Origin of the sequence: Teichococcus deserti (assembly GCF_001982615.1) — a bacterium.
GTDB lineage: Bacteria > Pseudomonadota > Alphaproteobacteria > Acetobacterales > Acetobacteraceae > Pseudoroseomonas > Pseudoroseomonas deserti.
The window spans coordinates 1-4,577 of the sequence record NZ_MLCO01000240.1; the positions used below are offsets into that span (position 1 = coordinate 1).

At 69.8% G+C, this 4,577-nt stretch carries 4 protein-coding genes and 1 tRNA gene; 1 reads left to right on the top strand and 4 read right to left on the bottom strand.

Annotated elements, in window-relative coordinates:
- Nucleotides 1–152: 152 nt before the first annotated feature.
- From BKE38_RS21990 to BKE38_RS22005, 4 genes are all read right to left on the bottom strand, one after another.
- Nucleotides 153–1,433, bottom strand: coding sequence for a TRAP transporter large permease (locus BKE38_RS21990; protein ID WP_076959383.1), 1,281 nt, complete (start codon nt 1,431–1,433; stop codon nt 153–155).
- Between the two features lie 16 nt (nt 1,434–1,449).
- Nucleotides 1,450–2,031, bottom strand: coding sequence for a TRAP transporter small permease (locus BKE38_RS21995; RefSeq protein ID WP_076959384.1), 582 nt, complete (start codon nt 2,029–2,031; stop codon nt 1,450–1,452).
- The gene (locus BKE38_RS22000; protein ID WP_242662539.1) at nt 2,028–3,023 is read right to left on the bottom strand and encodes a TRAP transporter substrate-binding protein; all 996 of its coding nucleotides are present in this window, start codon (nt 3,021–3,023) and stop codon (nt 2,028–2,030) included. Before BKE38_RS22000 ends, BKE38_RS21995 begins: the two co-directional genes overlap by 4 nt.
- Before the next feature lie 285 nt (nt 3,024–3,308).
- Nucleotides 3,309–3,383 (bottom strand) — tRNA-Val (locus BKE38_RS22005).
- A gap of 172 nt (nt 3,384–3,555) precedes the next feature.
- Between BKE38_RS22005 and BKE38_RS22010 the strand changes: the two genes are divergently transcribed.
- Entirely contained in the window at nt 3,556–4,422 is an 867-nt protein-coding gene (locus BKE38_RS22010; RefSeq protein WP_083747766.1) for an N-formylglutamate amidohydrolase, read from the top strand.
- The last annotated feature ends 155 nt before the right edge of the window (nt 4,423–4,577 follow it).

Sequence of the window (4,577 nt, forward strand, 5' to 3'; positions counted from 1 at the left end):
GTCCGGGGGGATAGTATCCCCCCGGACCCCGCCATCACTTGAGTCCCGCCTGTGGCCTCCTGGCGCCAAAGACTGGCGGGGTCCGGGGTGACACTGTCACCCCGGCGGGAGAGCTCGAGAGGGCGGCGCCCTCTCGACGGCTTGCCTTCGCTTCAGCCCCCATACCCCGCGACCCGCGGCAGCCACAGGGCGATATCCGGAAAGAGGATGATCAGCGCGGTGCCGAAGGCCAGCATCAGCATATAGGGGATGATGGACTGGTTGACCTCGGCCAGCGGCGCGCCGGTGATGGCCTTGATCACCACCAGGTTCATCGCGACCGGCGGCGAGATCAGCGCCATCTCCAGGCTGATGGTCAGCAGGATGCCGTACCAGACCTTGTCGATGCCCAGCTGGTCCAGCACCGGCAGGATCGCCGGCATGGTCAGCAGGATGATCGAGAAGCTTTCCAGCACCAGCCCCAGCAGGAACAGCAGCACCATCATGGCGATCAGGAAGCCGGTGCGCGACAGGCCCCAGTCGAGCACCAGCGCCGTCAGCTCCTGCGGCACGCGCAGCTTGGTCAGCATGTAGCCGTAGATGGCGGCCGCCGCGATGATCATCAGCAGCATGGCGCTGGTGCGGGTGGCTTCCTGCACGCCGTCGATCAGGTCGCGCCAGGTCATCGTCTTGTAGATCAGCGCCGCGATCAGCAGGGCGTAGAGCGTGCCGGTGCCGGCCGCCTCGGTCGCGGTGAAGACGCCGAGATAGATGCCGCCGAGGACGAAGATCGGCAGCGACAGACTCCAGCCGGCGCGCTTGAGCGAGGTCGCGATGTTCTCCGGCGGCGGGTCGTCGGCGGGGGCGACCGCGCGGCCCTCGGTGATGAAGCAGTAGAGCGCGAAGATCGCCGCCATCATCAGCCCGGGGATGAGCCCCGCCAGGAACAGCGCGCCGACGCTGGTCTCGGTGACATAGGCGTAGAGCACCATCGGCGCCGAGGGCGGGATCAGGATGCCCAGCGTGCCGCCGCCGGCGACGACGCCGAAGGCGCCCTTGCGCGACATGCCGTAGCGCAGCATCTGCGGGATGGCGATCTTGCCGACGGTGAGCGCCGTCGCGACCGAGGAGCCGGAGATGGCGGCGAAGATGGTGCAGGCGGCCACGGTTGCAATGCCGACGCCGCCGCGCACGCCGCGCAGCATCGAGAAGGCGGCGGCGTAGAGGTCGTCGACCACCCGCCCGCGCACCATGATATGCGCCATCAGCATGAACAGCGGGATGGCCACCAGCAGATAGCCGTCGAGCTGGCCGATGACGAGCTCGCCCAGCGCCGGCAGCCCGCCTTCGACATAGAGCAGCACGGCCAGCGGCAGCAGGAACAGCGCCGCGAACATCGGCAGGCCGAGATAGAGCAGCACGAAGAGGGCGACGAGCAGCAGCAGGAAGGTCATGGAATTCGGGCCGCTCTCATTCGCCGCGGGCGAGGGTGTCGCGCGGCAGCTCGTCGGAGCCGTCGGGCATGAAGTCGGGATCCTGGCCGAGCAGCAGGATAATCGACTGGGCAAGGGCCACCACCAGCAGCAGCGCCGAGCCGATCGGCAGCATCGACTGGATCCACCAGACGGGGACGCCCTCGATCTCGGTCATGATGCCGATCATGCGGCTGAACTCTACCGCCTCCAGCCCGGCCGACAGCAGGATGCCGGCGACGAGGGCCACCGACAGCGTGCCGACCAGCCGCATGATGCGGGCGGCGCGGCCCTTGAGGCGCTCGGTGATGACGTCGACGCCGATATGCTCGAAGCGGCGCTGCGCCTCGGGGGCGGCGAGCAGCACCAGCCCCACCACCAGCCAGCCCGCCGCCTTGTCGATCCAGGGCTGCGGCAGGCCGGCGAGGTAGCGCGCGCCGACCGAATAGGCGACCAGCACCAGGCAGAGCAGCGTCGCCAGCGCGCCGAAGGCCCCCGCCGCCTGGGCGGTGACCGCGGCGACGGTGGAGAGCTGGCGCGCCAGCGGGTTCGTCTGCGGCCGCGGGGGCGTCGGCGTCACAGCGCGCGCAGCAGCTCGATGGCGCGGGCGCCGTTGTCGGGGGCCAGGCGCAGGAAGGCGTCGACCACCGGCTTCTGCATGGCGGCCGACCAGGCAGCCTCTTCCGCCGGCGTCTGCTCGTGCACCGTCATGCCGCGGGCGCGGAGTTCTTCCAGCGCCTTGGCGGCGACCTCCTCGGTCACCGGGATCTGGTCGCGCTCGGCCTGCTGGGCTTCGGCCACGATGATGGCGCGGTGCGCGTCGGACAGGCGATCGAACCAGCGCGGATTCACATAGACATGGGTGAAGACGCAGAACCAGTTGGTCACCGTGCCGAACTTCTGGAACTCGTAGAAGCGGCGGGAGACGGCGGCGGAGACATCGGTCAGCCCGGCATCCAGCACGCCCGACTGCAGCGCCTGCGGCACTTCCGGCCCGGGCATCGAGGAGGGGGCGGCGCCCACCGCGGTCAGCGCATGGTCGGTCAGCGCGTTGAGGCCGCGGATCTTCAGCCCCTTGAAGTCGTCGGTGGTGACCACCGGCTTGCGGCCGCTGGTGAAGATGGCGCGGCGGGTGGTGTAGAGCCACATCAGGTTGCGCACCGCGCGCTTCTGCAGCAGCCCTTCCAGATGCTGCGCCACCGGCGAGCCGGGGAACTTCTTGATCCGCTCCAGCCCGGTGAAGAGGTAGGGCAGGGTCAGCACGTTCATCTCCGGCAGGGTGTTGCCCCACTGGAAGTTCACCGCCGCGGCCGCCTCGAAGGCGCCACGGGCGACGGCCGGAAAATTCTCGCCGGCGCGGGCCAGCTGCTCGGCCGGGAAGACCTGCACGTCGATGGCGCCCTGGCTCTTCGCCTTCACCCGCTCGGCGAAGGCGGCGAGGATGCCGGCATGCTGGTGGCTGGGCGGATACTGGTGCGACAGGCGCATCGTCACCGCCGGCGCTTGCGCCCGGGCAAGGGCGGGTGCGGCGAGGCCGGCCGCGGTGGCCAGCAGCAGGTGGCGGCGATGCATGGCGTTCCCCCGGAACATTCTCTGGATGCATGCTGGTGTGCGACCCAAAGCGGCAGGGGTCAAGCCGCCGCTTTTCTTGCATTCGGCAAGGCTGGCCTGCCCTGACTGCATGTTTCTTTCGGAGCCGCCGGCCGCGGCGCAATCTTCGGCCTGTTTTCCGCCGCAGCGTGGTCCTTGCTCGGACGGACCGGTCCCGCGCGCCAGAGCCCGGACGCGCGAAATCGTCCGCGAAAGCGAAAAGCCTTCCGGACGGAACCAGCAGATGTCTGAAGGAGGAACCGGGAATGGTGGGCGCGACAGGGATTGAACCTGTGACCTTCCCCGTGTCAGGGGGACGCTCTCCCGCTGAGCTACGCGCCCTCACCGGTGGGCGGGCTAACTAGCGCGACACCGGGGGGCAGGCAAGGCCTGGAAGCGAAACAACCTCAAGATTCTTTGGCCGCAAATGCGCGGGCGCGGCCTGCAGATCGCCGGGCGATCGTGACAGCGGCGTTTCGCTGTGGCTTGATGGCGGCCGATCATGGATCTCCCGATGGCGCTCCTCGCCGGGCAGTCCGCGCCCGGCCCCTTCACGTTGCTGCGCCCGACCCGGCTGCGCGCGCCGCTGGTCTTCGCCTCGCCGCATTCCGGCCGCGTCTACCCGGCCGAGTTCCTGGCGGAATCGCGGCTGGACGCGCTCGCCGTGCGCCGCTCCGAGGACAGCTTCGTCGAGGAGCTTTTCGCCGCCGCCCCCGAGCTCGGCCTGCCGCTGCTGGCTGCCACCTTCCCGCGCGTCTATTGCGACGCGAATCGCGAGCCCTGGGAGCTCGACCCCAACATGTTCGACGGGCCGCTGCCGGCCTGGGTGAACAGCGCGAGCCCGCGGGTGGGCGCCGGCCTCGGCACCATCGCCCGCGTGGTCGCCAGCGGCCAGCCGGTCTATCGCCGGCGCCTGGCCTTCTCGGAAGCCGAGGCGCGGGTGCAGCGCTGCTGGCAGCCCTATCACGCGGCGCTGGCCGAGCTGATCGCCGAGACGCGGGCCGCCTTCGGCTGCTGCCTGGTGATCGACTGCCATTCGATGCCGGCCCATCCCGGCCAGCCGGCCAATGCGCCGGACATGGTGCTGGGCGACGCGCATGGCACCGCCTGCGCCACCAAGGCGGTGCGGCGGGTGGAGGAGCAGCTCTGGGGCATGGGCTACCGGGTGCGGCGCAACGACCCCTATGCCGGCGGCTATGTCACCCGCCATTACGGCCGCCCGCGCGAGGCGGTGCATGTGCTGCAGATCGAGATCGCCCGCAGCCTCTACATGGACGAGGCGGCGATCGAGCGGCTGCCGGCGATGGCCCGGCTGCAGCACGACCTGACCAGCATGATCGCGGCGCTGGCCGGGATGGACTGGTCGATCCTGCGCGCCTGAGGCCTCGCGCCCGGCGCAGGCTGCCTTCCTGGCAGGATGGCGGCCGACCGCTGCAACCCCGCCCGCCTCCGGTGCTGAACTCGCCGGGGAAAAAAGCGAAAAAAAAGGCGGTGCCGAAGCACCGCCGAGTTTAGGGAGGAAACGTCCAAGAAAGA